The following is a 991-nucleotide window of genomic DNA, read 5'->3' on the forward strand; positions in this document are numbered from 1 at the left end:
CGGCGGCATCGCGGCGCTGCGCGAGCGCGGTGGCACGCAGGCGGATCGCGCGGGACATGCTGCGGGCGCGCGAGCGTTGCTGCCCGAGCGTGCGCGTCATTTCAATCTGTTCGTCGGCCTGCTGTGGAAAGACACGGACCTGCCCCACACGAGCGCACGCCGTGCGCGCGCGCTAGGAACGCTGAACGCGCTGCGCAACGGCGTGCTGGGCCGCGCGGCGGCAGCGCACGAACCGCAGGAAACGGCACAAAACGCAAGCGGGAGCGCAAGCGCGGGCGGTATCGGCGCGACGCCTAGCGCATCGTCGATCTCCGCGTTCACGCGCGGCAGGACGCGATGAACGTCGCTTCGCATCGCACGCGCCGCCTTCGCGTCGCGTCGGTGAGAAAACTTGCGGACCGCCTAAATTAGCAACGACCCGGCCCGTCTCGCACTGCACGCGCGGACGCGCGGCCATCCCTCGAAACCGACGGTGCAAGCACGATGAAACTCCTGCGCATACTGACGGGCGTGCATGCGGGTGCGCAGCTTCAGCTCGCGCCAGGCACGCACCGCATCGGCGCCGACGACGAAGCCGATATCCAGTTGAGCGACTGGCGCGGCGCGAGCGCGCTGCTGCATGTCGACGCAACGGGTGTCGTCAGCGCGCAGCGTGAAAGCGGCGCGAACGTCAGCGAAGAAGCCATACGTGACGACGCCGAAGTACAAACAGATAAGGCGGCAAACGAAGCGCTTTCGGAAACGGTGCTACTGGTCGACTTCGTGCCGATGCAGTTCGACGAGATCGTGCTGTGTGTCGGCGCCGCCGACGCCGCGTGGCCCTCGGACCTCGACCTGCTCTCGATGCTGCTCACGCGGCCCGCCGAAGCGAAGTTCGCCGCCGCGCGCCGCAAGCAGCGCCGCTACATGGGCGCGGTCGCCGCCGTGTTCGTGCTGGGGCTCGTGGTGGCCGCCGCCTCGCTCGTCACGACGACGCAGATGAGCCGCGCCG

At 69.0% G+C, this 991-nt stretch carries 1 protein-coding gene and 1 pseudogene; both read left to right on the forward strand.

Features of this window, described 5'->3' with window-relative positions; translation table 11 throughout:
- Positions 1–340: hypothetical protein (locus G3N97_RS39005; RefSeq protein WP_205998028.1), on the forward strand; the 340-nt coding region annotated here is incomplete at its 5' end.
- A gap of 143 nt (positions 341–483) precedes the next feature.
- Positions 484–991, forward strand: a pseudogene (locus tag G3N97_RS39010) (secretion protein); the annotation flags it as partial.

The organism is Paraburkholderia sp. Ac-20347 (assembly GCF_017104805.1).
In the GTDB taxonomy this organism is placed as follows: Bacteria; Pseudomonadota; Gammaproteobacteria; order Burkholderiales; family Burkholderiaceae; genus Paraburkholderia; species Paraburkholderia tropica.